18 protein-coding genes are annotated in these 20,077 nt (G+C 52.4%); 4 read left to right on the forward strand and 14 right to left on the reverse strand.

What is annotated here, in order from left to right; translation table 11 throughout:
• Positions 1 to 82 precede the first annotated feature (82 nt).
• From PSTEL_RS17355 to PSTEL_RS17365, 3 genes are read right to left on the reverse strand one after another with little or no spacing between them, the layout of a single operon-like run.
• Positions 83 to 1,921: an ABC transporter ATP-binding protein gene (locus PSTEL_RS17355; protein ID WP_038697231.1), complete on the reverse strand. Its 1,839-nt coding sequence runs from the start codon at positions 1,919 to 1,921 to the stop codon at positions 83 to 85.
• Positions 1,902 to 3,680 (reverse strand): ABC transporter ATP-binding protein, encoded by a 1,779-nt coding sequence (locus tag PSTEL_RS17360; protein ID WP_038697233.1) that lies wholly within the window; start codon positions 3,678 to 3,680, stop codon positions 1,902 to 1,904. The genes PSTEL_RS17355 and PSTEL_RS17360 overlap by 20 nt, the downstream gene beginning before the upstream one ends.
• 11 nt (positions 3,681 to 3,691) lie before the next feature.
• Positions 3,692 to 3,901 carry a hypothetical protein gene (locus tag PSTEL_RS17365; protein ID WP_038697235.1) on the reverse strand — a complete coding sequence of 70 codons (210 nt, stop codon included), beginning with the start codon at positions 3,899 to 3,901 and terminating at the stop codon, positions 3,692 to 3,694.
• Between the two features lie 230 nt (positions 3,902 to 4,131).
• On the opposite strand from PSTEL_RS17365, the gene PSTEL_RS17370 reads away from it, so the two are divergent.
• On the forward strand, positions 4,132 to 4,701 hold the full coding sequence (locus tag PSTEL_RS17370; protein WP_038697237.1) for a thymidine kinase: 570 nt from the start codon (positions 4,132 to 4,134) through the stop codon (positions 4,699 to 4,701).
• Positions 4,702 to 4,766: 65 nt separating this feature from the next.
• Here the strand turns inward: PSTEL_RS17370 and PSTEL_RS17375 are convergent, their stop codons facing one another.
• Both PSTEL_RS17375 and PSTEL_RS17380 read right to left on the reverse strand, forming a co-directional pair.
• Entirely contained in the window at positions 4,767 to 5,030 is a 264-nt protein-coding gene (locus PSTEL_RS17375) for a hypothetical protein (RefSeq protein WP_038697239.1), read from the reverse strand.
• 11 nt (positions 5,031 to 5,041) lie between these two features.
• A complete protein-coding gene (locus tag PSTEL_RS17380; protein ID WP_038697241.1) occupies positions 5,042 to 5,560 on the reverse strand; it encodes a DinB family protein in 519 nt (172 codons plus the stop codon).
• 170 nt (positions 5,561 to 5,730) lie between these two features.
• Here PSTEL_RS17380 and PSTEL_RS28010 point away from each other — a divergent pair, with 170 nt between their 5' ends.
• Both PSTEL_RS28010 and PSTEL_RS17385 read left to right on the forward strand, forming a co-directional pair.
• On the forward strand, positions 5,731 to 5,898 hold the full coding sequence (locus PSTEL_RS28010; RefSeq protein WP_169744598.1) for a sporulation inhibitor A family protein: 168 nt from the start codon (positions 5,731 to 5,733) through the stop codon (positions 5,896 to 5,898).
• A gap of 271 nt (positions 5,899 to 6,169) precedes the next feature.
• The gene (locus PSTEL_RS17385; RefSeq protein ID WP_038697243.1) at positions 6,170 to 6,805 is read left to right on the forward strand and encodes an FMN-dependent NADH-azoreductase; all 636 of its coding nucleotides are present in this window, start codon (positions 6,170 to 6,172) and stop codon (positions 6,803 to 6,805) included.
• Between the two features lie 168 nt (positions 6,806 to 6,973).
• Here PSTEL_RS17385 and PSTEL_RS17390 read toward each other — a convergent pair whose 3' ends face one another.
• Both PSTEL_RS17390 and PSTEL_RS17395 read right to left on the reverse strand, forming a co-directional pair.
• Positions 6,974 to 8,257, reverse strand: a complete 1,284-nt coding sequence (locus tag PSTEL_RS17390; protein ID WP_052098618.1) for an ammonium transporter — start codon at positions 8,255 to 8,257, stop codon at positions 6,974 to 6,976.
• Between the two features lie 158 nt (positions 8,258 to 8,415).
• Entirely contained in the window at positions 8,416 to 8,763 is a 348-nt protein-coding gene (locus tag PSTEL_RS17395; protein WP_038697245.1) for a P-II family nitrogen regulator, read from the reverse strand.
• Between the two features lie 352 nt (positions 8,764 to 9,115).
• Between PSTEL_RS17395 and PSTEL_RS17400 the strand changes: the two genes are divergently transcribed.
• The gene (locus tag PSTEL_RS17400) at positions 9,116 to 9,655 is read left to right on the forward strand and encodes an NADPH-dependent FMN reductase (RefSeq protein WP_038701160.1); all 540 of its coding nucleotides are present in this window, start codon (positions 9,116 to 9,118) and stop codon (positions 9,653 to 9,655) included.
• Between the two features lie 117 nt (positions 9,656 to 9,772).
• On the opposite strand, the gene PSTEL_RS27705 is transcribed toward PSTEL_RS17400, so the two are convergent.
• The 7 genes from PSTEL_RS27705 to PSTEL_RS17435 all read right to left on the reverse strand — a co-directional run bounded on the left by PSTEL_RS27705 (position 9,773) and on the right by PSTEL_RS17435 (position 20,063).
• Positions 9,773 to 12,982 (reverse strand): DUF4274 domain-containing protein, encoded by a 3,210-nt coding sequence (locus tag PSTEL_RS27705; protein ID WP_169744599.1) that lies wholly within the window; start codon positions 12,980 to 12,982, stop codon positions 9,773 to 9,775.
• Positions 12,983 to 13,204: 222 nt separating this feature from the next.
• Positions 13,205 to 14,080: a LysR family transcriptional regulator gene (locus tag PSTEL_RS17410; RefSeq protein WP_038697247.1), complete on the reverse strand. Its 876-nt coding sequence runs from the start codon at positions 14,078 to 14,080 to the stop codon at positions 13,205 to 13,207.
• 142 nt (positions 14,081 to 14,222) lie between these two features.
• Positions 14,223 to 15,050: a carbohydrate ABC transporter permease gene (locus tag PSTEL_RS17415; RefSeq protein WP_038697249.1), complete on the reverse strand. Its 828-nt coding sequence runs from the start codon at positions 15,048 to 15,050 to the stop codon at positions 14,223 to 14,225.
• A gap of 12 nt (positions 15,051 to 15,062) precedes the next feature.
• Positions 15,063 to 15,932, reverse strand: coding sequence for a carbohydrate ABC transporter permease (locus PSTEL_RS17420; protein WP_038697251.1), 870 nt, complete (start codon positions 15,930 to 15,932; stop codon positions 15,063 to 15,065).
• A gap of 69 nt (positions 15,933 to 16,001) precedes the next feature.
• The gene (locus PSTEL_RS17425) at positions 16,002 to 17,246 is read right to left on the reverse strand and encodes an extracellular solute-binding protein (RefSeq protein ID WP_169744600.1); all 1,245 of its coding nucleotides are present in this window, start codon (positions 17,244 to 17,246) and stop codon (positions 16,002 to 16,004) included.
• Between the two features lie 54 nt (positions 17,247 to 17,300).
• The gene (locus PSTEL_RS17430) at positions 17,301 to 19,031 is read right to left on the reverse strand and encodes a glycoside hydrolase family 13 protein (protein ID WP_052098621.1); all 1,731 of its coding nucleotides are present in this window, start codon (positions 19,029 to 19,031) and stop codon (positions 17,301 to 17,303) included.
• Positions 19,032 to 19,064: 33 nt separating this feature from the next.
• Positions 19,065 to 20,063, reverse strand: a complete 999-nt coding sequence (locus PSTEL_RS17435) for a LacI family DNA-binding transcriptional regulator (protein ID WP_038697255.1) — start codon at positions 20,061 to 20,063, stop codon at positions 19,065 to 19,067.
• Between the last annotated feature and the right edge of the window lie 14 nt (positions 20,064 to 20,077).

Consider the following 20,077-nt stretch of genomic DNA (forward strand, 5'->3'; position numbering starts at 1 on the left):
TGTCCCGACTGTTGCCACGGCTAAAATTTAGCTTCTTCAGTGTTCCGTTCGCCAAAAAAGGTCATCAGCCTGCCGACTTCGGTCAATGCTTCATTCCCCCGCTCACAAGCTCGCTGTACAGACCGCCTTGTTCCACCAGCTCCACATGATTTCCCTGCTCCACCAATCTTCCGCCGCTTAGCACAAGAATACGGTCCGCCTGGCGAATGGTTCCGAGCCGGTGAGCGATCACGAAGCTGGTTCGTCCTTTCATCAGCGATTGCAGTCCTTCCTGGATCTTCAGCTCGGTTACGGTATCGATGCTGCTCGTTGCTTCATCTAACACCAGCATTGCCGGATCGGCCAGGATCGCTCTGGAAATGGCGAGCAGCTGCTTCTGCCCCTGGCTGATGCCGCCGCCATCGACGTCAAGCATACGGTCATACCCGCCGGGCAGACGCATGATGAACGAATGGGCGTTGGCCAATCTGGCCGCGCGCTCCACCTCTTCGTCGGTGGCATCCAGCCGGCCGTAACGGATATTGTCCCGGATGCTTCCCTTGAACAGGAACGTATCCTGCAGCACGAACGCCATCTGGCTTCGCAAGCTCTCCCGGGTGATGGACGCCAGGTTACGCCCGTCGACTGTGATGACGCCCCTCGAAGGATTGTAGAAGCGGGAGAGCAGGCCGATCAGTGTCGTCTTCCCCGCTCCGGTCGGACCGACCAGCGCGATCATTTCGCCCGGCTTGGCCTCGAACGTAATATTATGCAGCGTATCGCCGTCCCCGCTGTAGGAGAAGGATACCCCGTCGAATTTAACCTCTCCACGCAGTTCACCTGCATCATGCGCTCCGCTCTCGTCCTTGACCTCTACTTCCTCGTCCAGAATTTCGAACACCCGCTCCGCGCCGGCGATCGCGGACAGCACGCTGTTCCACTGATTCGCCAAGTTGTTGAGCGGCCGCGTGAACTGCCGGGTATATTCGACAAAGACCAGAATAATGCCGACCGTTATCGAGCCCCGGATCGCCAGAATGCCCCCGAACCCGACGACAATGGCGAAGCTCAAATCGTTGAGGCCGTTCATCAGCTTCGGGATAAAGCCGGAAATCGACTGCGCCCAGAAACCGGACAGCATAATGGTGCTGTTGCGTTCCCTGAAGGCGGAGATGACCCTCTCCTCCTGGCCGAACGCCTTGATGACCCGCTGCCCCGACAGCGTCTCTTCGATATAGCCGTTCAGCTCGCCCAGATTGCGCTGCCGCTGCTTGAACAGCGGGCCTGTCCGCCGGGTAATCCAGCGCATGCCCACCGCCATCAGCGGCACGACGATAAAGGTCAGCAGCGTAAGCAGCGGACTGAGCGTCAGCATGACGATCAGTGTTCCCGCCAGCGTAAGCACGCCGGAAAAGATCTGGATCGCCGAGCTGTTCAGGTTCGAGCTGACATTCTCGATATCATTGGTCAGACGGCTCATGATCTCCCCCTGCTGGCGCCGGTTGAAGAATGAAATCGGCAGACGGTTCAGATGTGAGAACAGCTCGGTGCGCATCCGGTATACCGTCTCCTGGGATATTTCGATCATCCAGATGTTCTGCAGCCACGATGTGACGGCGACCAGGACGTAGACTGCTCCAAGTCCCGCCAGGAACAGTCCCCAATGCGCTCCGCCTCCCTCCAGATAATGGTCGACAGCCCTGCCGATCATGTAGGGTCCCAGGAGGGAAAGCCCGGAGCTCAGCACAACCATCAGCAGAACCAGTCCAAGCTTCAGCTTGCGCTCGGCCAAATACATCCACAGACGGCGCAGTGTAGAGGACCAGTCCTTGGCCTTGACCGGAGCTTTGCCTCCGCCGCGGCCTGCTCCGAGAGCCCGGCCTTCGCCCAGCTCAAAGACGGGCCTCGGGTGCCGAAACGGTTCAAGCACGGTTTTGAACATGAAGGTTCTCCTTTCCCTCCTGCGACTCGCAGATGCTCCGGTACAGACTGGAGCCGGCCAGCAGCTGCTCATGGGTCCCTGCCGCCAGCAGCCTGCCTTCATCCAGCAGCAGAATGAGATCGGCTGCCGCCGTCGAGGCGATCTTCTGGGTGATGATGAATGTGGTGCACGACAGCTTCTGCAGCTCCGACAGCAGCGCAGCTTCCGTAACGGCATCGAGCGCGTTCGTGCTGTCGTCCATAATCAGGATGGACGGTTTGCGCACGAGCGCCCTGGCAATGCTGAGTCGCTGCTTCTGCCCGCCGGACAAGTTGACTCCCCGCTGTCCGAGCAGGGCATCATAACCATCCGGAAGGCTCATGATCGTATCATGGATTTGCGCGGCCCGGGCGGCGGCTTCAATCTCGGAAAGCCCCGCCTTCTCGTTGCCCCAGGCGATATTGCCCTGGACGGTGCCCGAGAACAGCAGCACCTCCTGGGGAACGTACCCGATCGCGCTGCGCAGACCGGCGAGATTCAGGTCGCGCGTGTCCCGGCCGTCTACCCGGACGACGCCCTCCGTCTGTTCATACAGCCGGGCGATCAGCGAGACGAGCGACGTCTTGCCCGAACCGGTCGCTCCCATTATCGCCACGACCTCGCCGGGCTCGGCCTTGAACGAAATGTCCTCCAGAACGGCGATGCCGCTATCCGGATAGCGGAATGACACATGCTCGAAGGAGACAGCTCCCTTAATGCGCTGGGGCGGGTTTGCCATACTGGCATTATTCACGCCATTCTCTAGATTTGTGACTCCGCTACGGCGGGTATCCTCAACTCCAGGCGCGTCCAGCACTTCTCCCACCCGCAGCGCGGACGCGCGCATCCGGGAGAAGGCGGCCACGATGCCGGACAGCGCCGATAGTCCGCCGACGGCGCGCAGCGTGTAGTTGATCACGGCAACCGTCTGCCCCAGCGTGGCGTTCCCGTGGGATATTTCAATGCGGCCGAACCACAGCAGCACCAGAATGCCGCCATTCATCAGCAGCAGGACGAACGGCATCGCCGTCTCGGTGAGCCGGAGGGCCGAAATTGTGCTGCGCATCAGATCCCGGCTGTATTCGGCGAAGCGGGCAACTTCATAGCCCATCCGCACGAAGACGCGGATCAGGCGGATGCCGGTCAGATTCTCCTGAACGACTCCGTTGACACTGTCCAGCTTGTTCTGGACGGTTCGGAACATCTTGGAGGACCGGCGCATCAGCAGCATCAGCAGAACGATCATGACCGGGACAGTCACGGTCAGCACGAGTCCGAGCCGCCACTGCACCACCAGCCCCATGACCACGCTGCCGAGCACCACGAGCGGAATGCGGGACATGAACCGCAGTCCGGTAAATACCGCATCCTGAAGCTGGGAGACATCTCCTGTCAGCCGGGTAATCAGTGTAGATGCTGCAAAACGGTTGAACGCGGCATACGTGAACGACTGCACTTTCTCATAGAGCCGGTCCCGCATATCGAAGCCGAACCCCTGGCTCGCATGGGAAGCGAAGAAGGAACTCAGAATCCCGGCCGAGAACGCCACGGCGGCGCTGAGCACGAGAAATCCTCCCCATGTCCACACCACGGTTAAATCATGACTGCGTATGCCGTTGTCGATAATTTTGGAAATGAGATAGGGCTGCGACAGCTCGACCGCCAGTTCAATCAGCATCATCACGAGTGCCAGAATCGCGGCAGTCCTGTAAGGTTTGAGGAACTTAAACAGAATGGACATAGGCTTCCCTTCTATTCATACAAGGCATCCCTCAGCCGGGTGGACATAGTCTGGCCTCCTGCCGCTTTGAGCGCGGCGCGGCGAAGCGCGAGGTTGCTCCGTTCCGCCTCCGCCAGCCTCGTAAGCAGCTCTTCCATGAGGTTCTCCGCTTCGGGCGGCAGGGCGCCTTTTTCCTTCAAACTGGACATCCGTTCCTTGTATGAATCCTGATTCTCTGTCATGCTCGGCGTACTCCTCTCCTTCATTAATAACCGGATCAGCATTTGGCATCGTTCAATGCAAAATGCTCGGACTAAAAACCTGCGCTGTCAAATAGCGGCAGGTTGGCATGACGTTATTTTAACAGATTCGGCGGACTGGTGACCAGCGATGCTCTTTTTATGGTGGCCTGCCGCGGCGGGAGTGTGATACTCTAGAGAGGTCGCATTTTCAGGGAAGGGACAGATAGCCAGTGGCACAATTATTTTTCAAATACGGTTCCATGAACAGTGGTAAATCCATCGAAATTTTGAAGGTCGCCCACAATTATGAGGAACAGGGCAAGTCTGTACTGATCTTTACCTCCGCCATCGACAACCGGGACGAAGTGGGATACGTGTCTTCACGGATCGGTCTGCGCAGACAGGCCATCGCCATCGATGAGAGCACCGATATATTCGGCATCGTCAGCTCGAATGAGCCGAAGCCGCACTGCGTGCTGATCGACGAATGCCAGTTCCTGAACAAAAGCAGCATTTTACAGCTCGTCCGTATCGTCGATGAACTGGACATTCCGGTGATGGCCTTTGGCCTGAAGAATGATTTCCAGAACAATTTGTTCGAGGGCAGCAAGTATATGCTCATCTATGCGGATAAAATCGAGGAAATGAAGACGATCTGCTGGTTCTGCGAGCGGAAAGCCACCATGACGCTGCGGGTCGAGAACGGCAAGCCCGTATACACCGGCAAGCAGATTCAGATCGGAGGCAACGAGGCGTATTATCCGGTATGCCGCAAATGCCATAAGAATCCTTCCTTGTAGGAACTCCAACAAATAAATAAAGGCCATGACCGCCTGCCTGCCGCAGACGTTCGTGGCCTTCATTTTTATCCTCTATGATTCAGCGCTTTCGCCGCTCTTGCTTCATCTTCAGAGCTGATATAAACGCGATAAATGACAGGAGAGGGCCCTCCCCGGAATTTCCGGCGTTCTGCGGCTGCCGTCGTTCCGGAGAATCGGGTTCGGTGCCGGATGCCTGCGCTGCCCAGCGCTCCCTTGATCCGGAAGTATTCGGACTGATCGAATATCTCAGCCAGCAGATGACGCTCAGGCTCCCACAACAACCGCAAGATACTCCGCCAAACCCCCATGCCAGTTCCTCCTAAACGAGATACCGTTCCTTAATGATACTCAAATGATGGCGTTCATGGCCGATCATCAGGGCGAGCTGGGCCCCGGCCGAAATGGCATGCCCGTTCGCGTTCCCCTTCCGGGTCCAGGCGTCATCCCGAATGCTGCCGACAAGAACCAGCGTGGACTGCCGGGATGCTTCATAGAGAGGAATCAGCTCTTTCAGAGAATACGAATCATATTGGCCAGCGTCTACAAAAAAATTCTCGTCAAATCCGGGAAGCGATGTGCTGTCCCCTCGTGAGATCCGGAACAGCCGATAGGACATGATCCGTTCGGCGTCGATCAGGTGGCCGAGCAGCTGCCCAAGACTCCATTTGCCAGGGGCGTAACGGTAACTCCCTTGTTCCTCTGACAGTTCTCCGAATAAAGCGGCCACCGTTTTACCCTGCTCGCGGAGCAGCTCTTCCAAGCTTCCTTCCTTCGGAACAAGAGCGATGTAATTCTCAAAAAACTTGTCGTACTCTTCAGTTTGCGGACGCCAACTCATATTTAACACTCTCCTCTATCTAAGTTAACAAAAAATATTATTATTACATAATACCCATGATATGTAAAGAAGAATTGAGAGGGAGAACAGGACAAGACAAGTCGCAAAGTAAATGGTATCATTTGGAAAGGATGTATATGCACAACCATTCAAACTTAAGGAGGAATTTAATGAACTATCATTTTACTCCTTCTCCGCGTCCCTCCTCACTGGAGACATTAACCAATGAACAGCTGCTGAATATCTATGAGTTGGCGGTACAGGCGAAGGCATCCGCGGAGTTTATCGAGATAATTGAAGACGTGCTGATCAAGAGGAAGCCTGAGCTTACGGAGTAAATGCTTCCTTGCATATTCGTATTTTGACAGGTTTATCGATTTTTTTCCAGTGCAAAATAAGGATTCAAGCTCTCATTCACGCTTTGGAGTCGGGATTAGAGCGCGTACTAAGAGAACTACATAATAGCTTACCTCTAATGGAAGCGGATCCTGCGGGATTCGCTTTATTTATAGTCATATTTATAGTCACCCCGTTCAATCGCCATGAATAAATCACGGGAAAAATCCAACACTAACGGCAGATCACTCACCAGGAGGAATGAAACCCAACATGGCTAAGCTGCTCTATATTACCGCCCACCCTCATGACCACCAGGTCTCCTACAGTATGGCGGCCGGAAAAGCGTTCATCGATGCCTATCAATCGAAGAACCCGGGCGACGAAGTCATCCGGATCGACCTCTACAAGGAGCATATCCCCTACATCGACGCAGATGTATTCAGCGGCTGGGGCAAGCTTCAGTCCGGCACCGCCTTCGATCAGCTATCCGCTGACGAACAGACCAAGGTTGGCCGTCTGGCCGCGCTCAGCGACCAGTTCGTAGAGGCCGATAAATATGTCTTCGTGACCCCTTTCTGGAACTTCTCCTTTCCCCCGGTCATGAAAGCTTACTTTGACGCGATCTCCGTCGCCGGCAAAACCTTCCGCTACACAGCTGAAGGACCGGTCGGCCTTCTGACGGACAAAAAGGCGATCCACATTCAAGCCCGCGGCGGTTATTATTCCGAAGGCGCGGCCGCTCAGCTTGAAATGGGGCACCGGTATATTCAAATCATGATGAACTTCTATGGCGTGCCGTCACTTGAAGGAATCTTCATTGAGGGGCATAACGCGGAGCCGGACAAAGCCCAGCAGATCAAGGAGAACGGGATCGCACGGGCCAAGGAAGCGGCTGAGACGTTTTGAGGCTGAAAGAGTAACCTATTGCATTTTTTCCATCAGAAAAGGGCCGCCCGGCAAAAGCAAGGAGCTTCTCCCATGTCTCCAAGACAGGGGATGGTCCTTAAGCAAGGGCAGCCCTTCTTCTGTTGTTAAGCCAAAGCTTTCGCATCAGCGCATCCAAGCATTGCCGCTTTAAAGTCCGGTTCCAGTCTTGTGCAGAAGATGAGGATCAATGCCCGGCTGGTCGCTGAACCGCTCAAGCTCGTTGTAGGCCGGGATGCCGTGCATGGCCATATCCAGACCATCCTCTTCTTCCTCCGCTGTCACGCGCAGGCCAACCGTCTTCTGGATCAGCTTCGCGAAGCCGAAGCTCATGAAGAGTCCCCATATGACGACAACCGCGACGCCGAGTGCCTGTACGCCCAGCAGATGCAGACTGCCTGCCGTCAGAAGGCCTTCGTTCTTGTCAAACAGGCCGACCGCTAATGTTCCGAAGACTCCGTTGACTCCATGTACGGCTACTGCTCCAACCGGATCATCCACCTTCAGCTTGTCGATGGCCAGCGTTCCCCAGATGACCAGCACCCCGGCGATGAGCCCGATAAGAATCGAGGAATAGGCGCTGACGAAGGCGCATCCTGCGGTGATGGCGACAAGGCCGGCCAAAGCGCCGTTCATCGTCATGCTTGGGTCAGCCTTCCCGTAACGGAACATGGTGTAGACCATTGCCGACGTTCCTCCAGCCGCTGCAGCCAGCGTGGTGTTGAGCGCGATGGAAGCCAGATTGACATCAAGCGCATTCAGTGTGCTTCCCGCATTGAAGCCAAACCAGCCGAACCAGAGAATAAAGGTTCCCGCCGAAGCCAGCGGTATGTTGCTTGGCGCAAATACGTTCACACTGCCGTCCGAGTTGAATCTTCCCCGCCGGGGGCCTAGCACCTTGGCGAAGGCGAAGGCCGCCCAGCCACCCAGGGCATGGATCGCAGCGGAGCCTGCAAAATCCTTCATGCCAAGCTGCGCCAGCCATCCGTCGCCGTTCCAGATCCAATGTCCCGAAATCGGGTACAGGATCGCGGCTACGAACGCAGCGATTAAAATATATGCCTTGTAGGACATCCGCTCCGCAACCGCGCCGGAAATGATGGAGATCGCCGCAATGGCGAATCCGATTTGAAACAGCACGTAGGCGGCGAGCGGGAGATCGAGAGCCAGCTTCAATTTCTGTGACGCGCCCCAGAAATTGAAGCTGATGACACCGCCCGAATCTTTTCCAAATAAAATCCCGAATCCGATGAGAAAAAAGGCCAGTACTCCCACCGTTAAATCCACAAAAATTTTCATTGTCACGTTAACCGCATTCTTCGTCCGTACCAAGCCGGCTTCGAGCAGACTGAAGCCGCCTTCCATGAATATGACCATGGCCGCTGCCAGTACAACCCAGACGGTATTCAGTGCAACTTCAGTTCCGGCATTCATGTTGATGTTATCCTCCCTGACACGATATGAGCATCTCTAATAGTAAAAGCGAGGCCTATCATTGTCAACATGAAATGTTATGTTTGCTTACACAAAAAAGAGACGAATTCAGGACTTCGCCTCTCTTTGTTCACATGTTTGTCATTCATATAAAGCGTTCACATTAATTCATCGATGGTCTCGTCGGGCTCTCCGGTGCGGATATTGTACATTTCCTCAATGGTACTGACGAAAATTTTGCCGTCGCCCATCTCGCCGGTCTGTGCGGTCCGGATCAGGGTCTGGATCGTCTCCTGAACCTTGTGGTTGGATACTACAATCTCGATTTTGATCTTGTGATGCAGATTTACCGTATAGGACTTGCCCCGATACACGCCTGTCGTGTTCTTCTGCTGGCCGCGTCCCTGAGCCTGTGTGACCGTAAAACCGGTTACATTTATCGTGCGAAGAGCCTCTATCACCTCTCTCAGCTTCTCGGGACGGATGATCGCTTCGACTTTTTTCATATTGACCTCCAATAAGTAGTACGGCAGTTAGCCATCAGCAGCATTGATTGTATCATATCCTCGAGCAGGCCAACATGATTTTAGCTATATCGGGCAGTTTAATAACGATTATGTTATTTTAATTTGATTGATAAGAATAGCAAAAACATTGATCAAGCAATGTGAGATGCGGATAATAAAAAAATATCTGCAAACTTAAAGTTAGTAGCTTGACATTTATAATGTAATTGCATTATTATAGCAACATAAGCAAATGCAGATCAACTAACAATTACAGTAGAATATGGTGGTGTACGCAATGGGCTTTCTGGACAAACTATTTGGCAAAAATGCCGATCAGGAGGAGAATACAATGTCTAACTTAAATATCGGAATCATTCTGGGCAGCACACGGCAAGGACGCTTAAGTCCTCAGGTTGGAGAATGGGTGAAGAGCATCGCCGATAAGCGCGGGGACGCTAATTACGAGATCGTCGACATCGCCGATTACAAACTGCCGCTGCTCGGTGAAGAGGATGCTACAGAACAAGCAACAGCATGGAACACCAAGCTTGCCAGCCTCGACGGCTTCGTGTTCATCGTGCAGGAATACAACCACAGCATCTCCGGTGCACTGAAGAATGCCCTGGACTACGCCCGCGAAGCCTGGAACAATAAAGCCGCTGGCATCGTCAGCTATGGTTCCGTCGGCGGCGCACGTGCAGCCGAGCATCTTCGCGGCATTCTGGGAGAGCTGTCGATCGCCGATGTCCGTGTACATCCTGCGCTATCGCTGTTCACCGACTTTGAGAACGGCTCGGTCTTTAAGCCCCAGGATCTTCATCTGACCAATGTTAACGGCATGCTCGACCAGGTCGTAGCCTGGAGCGGCGCGCTTAAGACACTGCGCTGATCCTTGCCCCTGTATAAGCGGGAAGCGCACTGAAATCAGGTTCACGGTTGTTCATAACTAAAAGGCGATGATATCCTTTCTGGAGGAAGCTCCAGTGGATATCATCGCCTATTTGTGTTACACATCTTCAATAAACACATCCGGTACATTTGCCTTCCGCAGACGGAAGCGCTGCACCTTGCTCAAGGGAATCTGATAGGGATGCTTCCTGCCGGGATACCGGCTCTCTGCAGCGGGAAATTGATTCTCCACAAGCCTTGCATACAGAGCATCCATAAAAACAAGCCATTCCGGGGAACCGGATGGCTCCTCACCAATAAAACGCTGCAGATAGCCGTAGCCGTCTGCCAGATAGAAGATTTTCAGGGCAAGTGCTAAATCACAGCCGGAGTCGGACAAAAGAGATTGCGGAAACTCGAAGCCATCGTCCCAATTGTAACGGTCAAGCTGACGGCAATACTCCTTGTACTCCTCATTGTCAAACAAGAGCGAACTCCCGTTGCTGCTATCACCGTCTTCGTCTTCCCTGACATCTTCGCTCTCCTCGTCCTTCTCCTGGAATCGCGCAGTATGACCAAACCGCCGCTCAAGCGCCTCCTCTGCCTGACCGCTGCCACGCTCGGCGGCAGTGCAATACAGCTCATAGGCTTTTTGTATATCCTTCTCCACACCGATGCCCTTCTCATAGAGGCGCGCCAGCTCGGCCAGTGCGTGAGCGCTGCCGCGATTTGCGGCTTTTCTGTACCACTCTGCGGCCTGGGCGCCATCTTTGGCAACACCTTGACCGCGCTCATGGAATTCGCCCAGCCGGCACATGGCCTCAATGCTTCCATGCCCTGCGGCTTGTTCATACCACTGTACCGCCAGAGCGTAATCCCGCTTGACGCCCTGACCGAGCCAATAGCTCTTCGCCAGCAGCGATATCGCGGATAGATTGCCCTGTTCAGCGCGCGCAAGGCAAATTTGGAACGCACGGCGGTATAGCTCATTGGACTTGTTCTTGTCTCTGGGCACACCGTCCGCATATTCATAGCAATGCGCCAATAAGCGCAGCCCCTCCAGATGGTCCTGTTCGGCAGCAGACGCCAGCCACTGTGCAGCCAAGGGCAGATTGTTCTTAATCCCGGTTGCCTCATAGTAGCAGCAGCCAAGCCTATATTGCGCATCGGAATCGCCCAGCTCCGCCGCCCGTATGAACCACTTTTCCGCCTGCAGGTTCTCTTCCTGTTCTTCCTCATCCTCGGTATAGCCGTGATAGTAAATCTGTCCCAGCTTGAGCTGTGCCGGAATATAAGCAGCCTCAGCCAAGCGCTGCAGCTCCTTCATCGCATCCGGGTAGCGGTTATCAGCGGGAATACCATACAGCTCACAAGCCCGCCGCAAATCCGGCTCTACGCCATAACCGTTCTCATAGCAGATTCCGAGCAGGTGATTGGCCTTAGCCTCGCCCTGCGCGGCGGCCTTCTCCAGCCACACGATCGCCTGACTGTAGTCCTTTTTACACAATGTTCCCTTCAGATACGCTTCACCCAGCACATACTGTGCCGGGGAGTAGTTCTGCTCAGCGGAAAGCGCATACAACTCCAGTGCCCTTCCTCTGTCCGCTTGAACGCCGGAGCCAAATAAATAGCAGTCCCCAAGCTTATGCTGTGCAATGCGGTGTCCCTGCTCCGCCGCCTTAGCCAGCCAGCTTGCTGCTGCCCCTGCCGCCCCTTTTTTATCGTCCAGATAGAACATTCTGCCCAGATTGTATTGGGAGTCGGCATTGCCCTGTTCCGCACCGCTGCGATAAAGCTCGATTGCCTTTGCGCTGTCCTGCTCGACGCCGCTTCCGGATTCATAGAGACCGCCGAGCACATTCCGCGCCCCCAGATGCCCCTGATCCGATGCCAGCCGATACAATTCGGCAGCCTGTTTCAGATCCTTTTTTACACCAAAGCCAAATTTATAGCATTCTCCGAGCATATACTGCGCCTGAGCATTCCTGCGCCCGGCAGCTTGGGAGAACCAGTAGAACGCTTTGTCGTTGTCCTCATCAACAGCGATGCCGTAGAAGTAAAAAAGGCCCAGATTGCTTTGTGCACGGGGATAGCCTTGCTCCGCCGCTTGACGGTAGAGCTCCATAGCCTCGGCCTTGTCTTCCTCGACGCCGGTACCGTGCTCATAGCACAAGCCCAGCTCAGTCATTCCCCTGGCATCTCCCTGCCTTGTGGCAAGCTGGAACAGCTCCACAGCACGCTCCGGCCTTCGCTCCACACCATAGCCGTGCACATAGCATTGGCCCAACAAATACTGTGCCCGTGAAAAACCTTGATCCGCTGCCTTGGCGAACCAGTGTACGGCCTGTTCGTAGTCACCTTCCACCGCAACACCATGATAGTAGAAGAAGCCCAAATTGCACTGCGCTGCAGAATGACCCTGCTCAGCCGCCAATCGGTAATACTCAGCCGCCTTTTGATAGTTCTGCTCCAGCCCATTGCCGTATTCATAGCACACGCCGAGCGCGCATTGGCCATCCGGATAATTCCTTTTGGCGGAGCTGCGGTAAAGGGCGGCGGCTTGCTCCAGGCTCTGCTCCACACCATAGCCGTTCTCATAGCACACACCCAACAAATACTGCGCCCGGGGATAACCCTGCTCGGAGGCTCTGGTGAACCAGCGTGCAGCTTCCTCATGATCTTCCTCTACAGTGATGCCATGATAATAGAAAAAGCCCAGATTGCACTGTGCCTGCGCATAGCCCTGCTCCGCTGCCTGGCGGTACAGCTCCCTGGCCTTGGGCTTATCCTGCAGAACACCGAATCCGTTCTCATAACATTCGCCCAACAGAAGCTGCCCCCGGGGATAGCCCTGCTCCGCCGCCTTGGCAAACCATGTAACAGCCTCCGCATTATCCTCCTTCACTACAATGCCAAGATAATAAAAATAACCCAAATTGCACTGTGCCGGGGCATAGCCCTGCTCGGCAGCCAGCATGTACAGCTCCATCGCTCCGGGCTTGTCTTCCTCAGTGCCTGTTCCATGTTCATAGCACAGCCCCAGCGCACACTGCGCAGGCGGAAGGTCTTGATCCGCTGCTTCCCGGTACAAGGAAACGGCCCGTTCATAGTCCTCACTCACACCATATCCGTTCTCATAGCACACGCCCAAATAGTATTGGGCCATGCTGTGGCCCTGATCGGCCGCCTGGGAGAACCAATAGAAGGATTGCGAATACCAGGAAAAAGCTTCCTCATCGTTCTTATTGACGCCATACACACCGCTGTAATACCAATGCGCCAGGCGGTACTGAGCTTCCGCATCTCCGCTCTCCGCCCGTTCAGTCAAAGCCTGCAGGTCCTCCTGTTGCTCTCTTTCATATATCAATGTTCAACCCTTCTTTTCACTATTATCGTTTTCATTTGTGTAAATAGTAGCATTTTTTTCCTGCGGAACACCAGCTTCTTCAGCTTAATGCTACATAAGGTACACATGAATTCGTTAATATGAATGCTGGTTGCCTCTAGGTGAAAAATTTGCGCAAACTTCTTTCATTTGAACCCGGTATGATTAGATGGCAGAAAAATGTTGAATCACATATTCACGGAATATTTGTGCAACCCGTGATAAGTAGCGTTCTTTTTTCCATGCAAGATAGTAAGTGATGCGGCAGTCCAGTTGGTCGATATGAAGATAGGTGAGGGCAGGATTCTCCACAGATGAGCGCGAGGGCAGGAACGCAATGCCCAAACCGGATTTTATCAGACCGCATATTGCTGCCGGCTCATCGCCTTCACATACAATGTTCGGATCAACGCCCGCTATCCTGCAATATTCGTCCGTTAGCTTTCGATAATAATATCCTGGCTTGAGCGTAATGAATCCATCTTTGGCTACTTCCGTTAATGAAATACGGCTTGACCCGGCCAATCGATGTCCAGGCGGCACTGCAATCATCAGCTCGTCCGTTGCAAGCTTGACATGAACCACATCTTTGGTGCTCATCATTTCATTCGTCAGAAAAAAATCAATCTCATTTCGCTCAAGCAGCTGCAGCTTTTCTTCTTCGGTCGAAGCCTGCATAATTTTGAACTGAACATCGGGATACTGCTTCAAGAAGGGCGACAGCACATTGGACAGCTCGCTTAAGGATTGAACAGCTAATGAGACCTGCTTCTCCTCCACACCTGCCCATGCCGAAAGCTCTCGCCTTCCTTCCTCTAAACTGTCAAGAGCAGCATTAACTCTCTGCAAGTAGATTCTGCCCTGCTCATTCAGCCGAATTTGTCTGCCAACCCGGTCAAACAGGGGAACGCCCAATTCTGCTTCCAGCTTCGAAATGATCATGCTAAGCGCAGGCTGGGCCATATGCAGCATTTTGGCAGCTTCAGTAATGTGCTCTGTCCGAGCAACGGTTTGAAAATACTTCAAATGCAGCAAGTCCATTCAGCATTCCCCTTTTTTATAAAATGATCGTTATCATTATATAGGAACTCATATGTATTTGTCTTCCAAACCGTATGCCAAAGAGCAGCAAGCCACCGTCTGCCGGTACCTGCTGCTCTTGAACTTATTTTGTTGCGAGGCTCTAGCCCTTAATGGCTCCGGCGGTAATTCCGGCGATAAAGTAACGCTGCAGCATCAGGAATAACAGGATGATGGGCACAATCGCAATCAATGACCCGGCAAATACGATCCCCCACTGGGTAGTGTATTGGCCCTGGAAATTGGCAAGCGCCACCGGCAAGGTCCGCTTCAGCGGATCATTGATGATCGTTAGCGCCCAAGGGAACTCTTCCCAGACGACGAGCGCATTAAAAATGGTTGCCGGCACAAAAGCCGGTTTCGACAGCGGGAGAATAATGGAATAAAACAGCGTCCAGGCATTGCCTCCCTCCATCTCCACGGATTCATCAATATCAAAAGAGATGGAATCGAAGAACCCTTTAAGCAGAAACGTGGTAAAAGGAATGCTGCCGGCAGCATATACCACGATTAATCCCCATAGCGAGTTGAACAAGCCAAGCTGGCGGATCAGCAGGAATTGCGGAATCAGCAGCGTCAGGCTCGGAATAACTAATCCGCCCATTAGAATCGCGAAGCTTAAGCCTTTTCCCTTAAAATGAAATCTGGAGTAAGCAAAAGCCAGCATTGAGGATAATACAAAGATCAGGGCAAAGCTGGACAGTGTGACCAAAATGCTGTTGAACAGGTAGCGTGCAAAATCCTGGCTGACCCAGGCTTCGGTGAAGTTGCTCCAGGTTATCTCTGACGGAACCAGCCGGGGCGGAAATTCAAACAGCAGGGTCATCGGCTTTAAGGCCGTCAGGAACATATAGACAAGCGGATACACGGAAATGATGCCGCCTATAACGAGCAGCGTGTACAGTAATATTGGTTTCCATAACGAACGCATGAGATCGCCTCCTTAATTCTGTCTATTCAGGCGAAATTGTATAGCCGTCAAGCCGGCAATAATGACAGCGAACACATAGGACAAAGCCGAGGCATAACCGAGATCATACTCTGTAAATGCCTTTTCATACATCCATGTCAGCATCACTTCCGTCTGGTGCAGCGGTCCGCCATCCGTAATCAGATAAATGGAAGTAAACACATTAAATGCCCCTATTATCAACATCATCTGGATAAAAAATGTAGTATTGCGTATGGAAGGCAGAGTCACATATCTAATCTTCTCCCATGTGCTGGCTCCATCCAGCGCTGCAGCCTCATATAGATCCTTGGGCACTCCCTGCAGCGCGGCCAGATAGATTACCATCACCCATCCAACACCCTTCCAGATGCCCAGAGAGCCAATAACAAACATGGCCTTGCCAGGTTCGCTAAGCCAACTGATCGTCTCTCCGGTTACATGCAGGACATCGGTGATCACATAGTTTAAGAAGCCCTGGTCCATGAACACGAACTTGAAAATCAGTGAGGCTACCACCCACGATGTAATAACCGGCAGGAAATAAACCACACGAAACAGCTTAATTCCAAAACGGTTCTGATGCAGGGCATAGGCTACCAAAAAACCGAATATCATCTGCCCGGGAACGGAAATCAATCCGTACACGAGGATATTCCGCAGGGAGATCCAGAACATGGAATCATACAGCACATGCTTATAGTTGGTGACTCCGGTGAACACCGGATGATTAATATCCGTCAGTCTGAAGTCATAGAAGCTGTATATGAAATTCCGGATTAACGGGTAGAGGATAAACAGTGAAAAAAACATGAAACCGGGCAGAAAAAACAGATAGCCGGCAGTCCCTTCCCTTTTTCGCATAGGTATGACTCCTTATTTAGATGAGACGCCTTCACTTCACGTTTCAGATGAAGGCGTCTTCATTAATGGTTAATCCTGTAACAGCTTATTGATCTGCACGACTGCTGCATCAAGCTCCGCTTTGACATCTTTATCTGTCAGGAAAATACGGGTCATTGTATCGCCAAGCACATTGTCGATTTGCGGCCATGATTTTACAGGAGGACGTGCCTTGGCTGTTTTTAACTGTTCCAAAAATATTGGATAGTAATCAATCTTCTGGACTTCCTCATTGCTCATGGCCGCAAGGTTAACCGGAATTTGGCCGATCTTGCCCATCTCTACCTGTGAAGATTCGGACACCATAAACTTAACGAACTTCCAGGACTCCTCCTTCTTATCCTTGCTAAGCACCCCTAAGTCCTCGCCTCCAAGCACCTGCACGGAGCCAGCCGAACCCGCCGGGAAGAGCGCCATATTGGCCTTGTAATCCGGAAATTGCGTGTTAAACTGCGCTACAGACCATGGTCCCTCAGCCATCATGGCATAGCTGCCCTGAGCATGGCCTTCCGTTACGGACACATCTCCGGGCTTGAAGCCCGAGATTTCTCCGGCAGCGTACGCGGTTCTCAATTTTGAAATAATATCAATCGTCTGTTGCGAATTTAAATATCCGTCGGCTGTCGTGTAGTCTGGCGAAAGAATATCCCCGCCGTTGCTCCAAATCCATGGCAGCACGTTCCAGCCCTGCAATGCCGGTTCACCGTACCCCCAGCCTTTCGGGAATTGAGCCTTAACCGCTGTTATTGCGCTGAAGAATTCATCCATGGTTGCCGGCGCCTGATTAACTCCGCTCTTCTGGAGCATGTCCTTGTTCCAGAACAGCACCTTTGTATTCGTGTTCAGCGGGACACCGTAATAGTGGTCGCCGACTTTCGCGGTAGAGAGCGGACCCGCCAGCAGCCCTTGCGCGACTGTGTTAAAATCGGAAAACTCCTCATCCAGCGGGACCAGAAGATCCGAATCCTGCAGCTCCGGAACCCAGATAATATCCAGCCGGGCCACATCGGGCACCTCGCCTCCGCTGCCGCTGATTTGAAGCTTCTTATGCAGCTCATCCCAAGGAAAAGCCACCGCATTCACCTTAATGCCCGGATTCTGCTTCTCAAATTCAGGGATCAGCTTCTCGGTCAAGGTTTTCTCTTCCGGAGAAGCTGTGCTGTAGTGATGCCAGAACGTTATGGTTACCTGCTTCTCCGCCTGTTGGGAATTGGCATTCCCGGCTTGCGGCTTATTGCCGTTACCCGAACCGCAAGCTGACAAAATAACTAACATTACAAACACAGTTGACAGTAAGAGGCCCCTTTTAGTCATCATATGTTAGTCTCCTTATATCGTAGTTTGATATACATGAAACTGCCGAGGGTGAATACTTGCAGCTGCTGCACCGAGCTCGGAGGAACGGTAGATGCAAGTGCTTTCACGAATACCCAGCTCATTATGAATAGATTCCAGCTGCACTTCCGATGAAGAGAAATTAATCAATAAGCTTATGCTCTGGGATTCATTCGCTCTGCGAATCAAGTAGCATTCGGATTCTTCCATATATTGCAGTTCAATTCCGCCATTCTGAAGGGCTGAATCACTCTTTTTTCTGGAAATCCAGAATTGCCATTGCTTAAACAGCGGATGCTCTATCGTCAGGCGCTCCCAAGGCATCGCCGCGCGGCAGTATGGATCATTTTCTCCAGTCATACCGATTTCATCCCCGTAGTACACGGTCGGATTTCCGGGCAGCATGAACTGTACAGCCAGCAGCAGCAATAAATCCTCTTCGTTCCCGCCACATCTGGTTATAATCCGCTCGGTGTCATGGCTTCCCAGCAGATTGAACATTTGCCCCAGTTCGGCAAGTGAATAACGGTGGGTGAAATGAACAAGACGGGCATGGAACTGGCGCAAGGTGATGGAACGGTCCAGAATAAAATCGAACAAGAGGGTGCGAAGCTCGTAGTTCATGACACTGTCCACCGCTCCGGACAGCATCAGCCGCTTGGCATCGTCCCAGATTTCTGCAATAATGATAGCGTTGGGATTTAATCTCTTCACAACGGATTTCAGCTCCCGCAAGAAGCTGATCTCCACCTCGTCTGCGACATCGATCCTCCATCCGTCGATACCGGCTTCTTTCTGCCAAAAAGAAACGATATCGAAGATGTATTGCTGAACGGCAGGATTCGATGTCCGCAGCTTGGGCATCCACTGATAGTATCCTACTGAATCATACCCCTCTTCGCTTCGCACCACCGGATATTGATTAATGTAGAACCAATCCTTATACTCTGACTGTTCCCCCTGCTGAATCACATTCTGGAAGTAAGGATGATAATACCCGCAGTGATTAATGACCAGGTCCAGAATCACCTTGATATCCCGCTCATGGCATTTATTGACGAGCTGACGCAAGTCATCGGCCGTTCCAAACTGCGGATCAATGGCGAAATAATCAATCGTGTCATACTTATGGTTCGATGTGGCGCTGAATATCGGATTGAGATATAGTGCATTGATACCCAGGCTGTCCAGATAATCCAGACGGTCAATGATCCCCTGCAGATCGCCGCCCATATAGTTGTCGCGTGTAGGTACGCTTCCCCATGGCTCCGTGCCTTCAGGATCATTATCCTTATTCCCGTTGCTGAACCGTTCCGGAAATATTTGATACCATACCCGGCTGCCGATCCAATCCGGCGGATCAATTGCATCCCTGTCTCCTGCATAGGATAACGAGAACCCGCCTTTCGTTTCTTCTGTGTGCTTCACGCCATCGGAATGAAGCCATTGCCTCTCACCCCCGCTTTCAAATTCAAATTTATATTGCAGGTAACGGATACGGGACTCCATTCCTGTCAATACCGTGCGGTAATACTTGTAATCCTCGGATTCCGCCCACATAACCATAGGCTGGGACTGTATCCCATATTGATCCAGCTTGTATTTATTCCAGTACAGGAGCCGGACCGCAGTATCTTGGCTTGGGAGCCTGAGCCGTATCTCCATCTGCCGCGGAGAGATCAGCACCGCATCCACCGCCGGGTCGTGATAAAAGTTTGTAGTCATTGGAATCCTTCCTTTTGTCCAGTATGTTCTTCTTCACTTGCTGCCGATGCGTGTCTGAATCGAAATGGATCGCACCACGCTTTCCTCTTTGTTCATTAGCGCGAACAGCATTTGGGCCGCCTGCTTGCCCATCATTTCCAGATCAATCTCAACAAAATGAATCGGGTATTTCATATAGCGGGATATTGGGAAATTATCAAAGGTGGCCAAGGCCAGTTGGGATAAAACAGAGTGTCCCAGTTCCCAGTCAAGGACCTCAAACAGCTGCTCATGAGTACAGCAGATTAAAGCATCCGGCTCCGGAAGACCTTCTGATCGCTCGTCCCCCTCTTGATTAACCGCTTTCAAATCTTCGGGACTGTGTATAACATTAACTTCCAGTCCTGCCTTGCTGATTGCTTCTGAGTACCCTTTCAGACGGTCGGTGATAAACTTGTCCCGCTCTGCGGCGCTTTTATCCGCATAGATCAAAATATGGCGACATCCAAGATCAATCAGATGCTCCGTCAATATCCGGCCAGCCTGCACATTATCAATATCAACCCATGGCACTCCCTCCTTTGGCAGCATATTTTCCCCGGAGACTACATAGGGCATTTTATGTTTAAGGAGCAAATTGTAATTTTGCTCATTTAACAACGTATTCGGAATAATCAGGCCATCCACACGATGATCGACGACAACGCGTTCAAACGTGGACTTGCTTTTCTTCAGCCGGTGATCGCTCATCATCAGAAACAGATGGTCATTCTGATACACGATCTCCTCAATTCCCTGAAGCACCTTATAGAAAAAGGGATTCGCATAAGCCCGCTTATCCGTATAATCAAAGCAAAAGCCGACAGTAAATGTCTTCTTAAAAGCCAAACCGCGGGCAATGGAATTGGGCACATAATTGTATTGCTTCATAATCTTCTCGACCTTTTGCCGTGTCTTCTCGGAAATGCTGCTGCTCCCGTTCAGAACACGCGATACTGTAGCCTTGTTGACGCCAGCAAGGTCGGCTATCTGTTGGATGGTCAACTTCTCCATGTTATTTTATCCAC

The sequence above is a fragment of the Paenibacillus stellifer genome (assembly GCF_000758685.1).
In the GTDB taxonomy this organism is placed as follows: Bacteria; Bacillota; Bacilli; order Paenibacillales; family Paenibacillaceae; genus Paenibacillus_AQ; species Paenibacillus_AQ stellifer.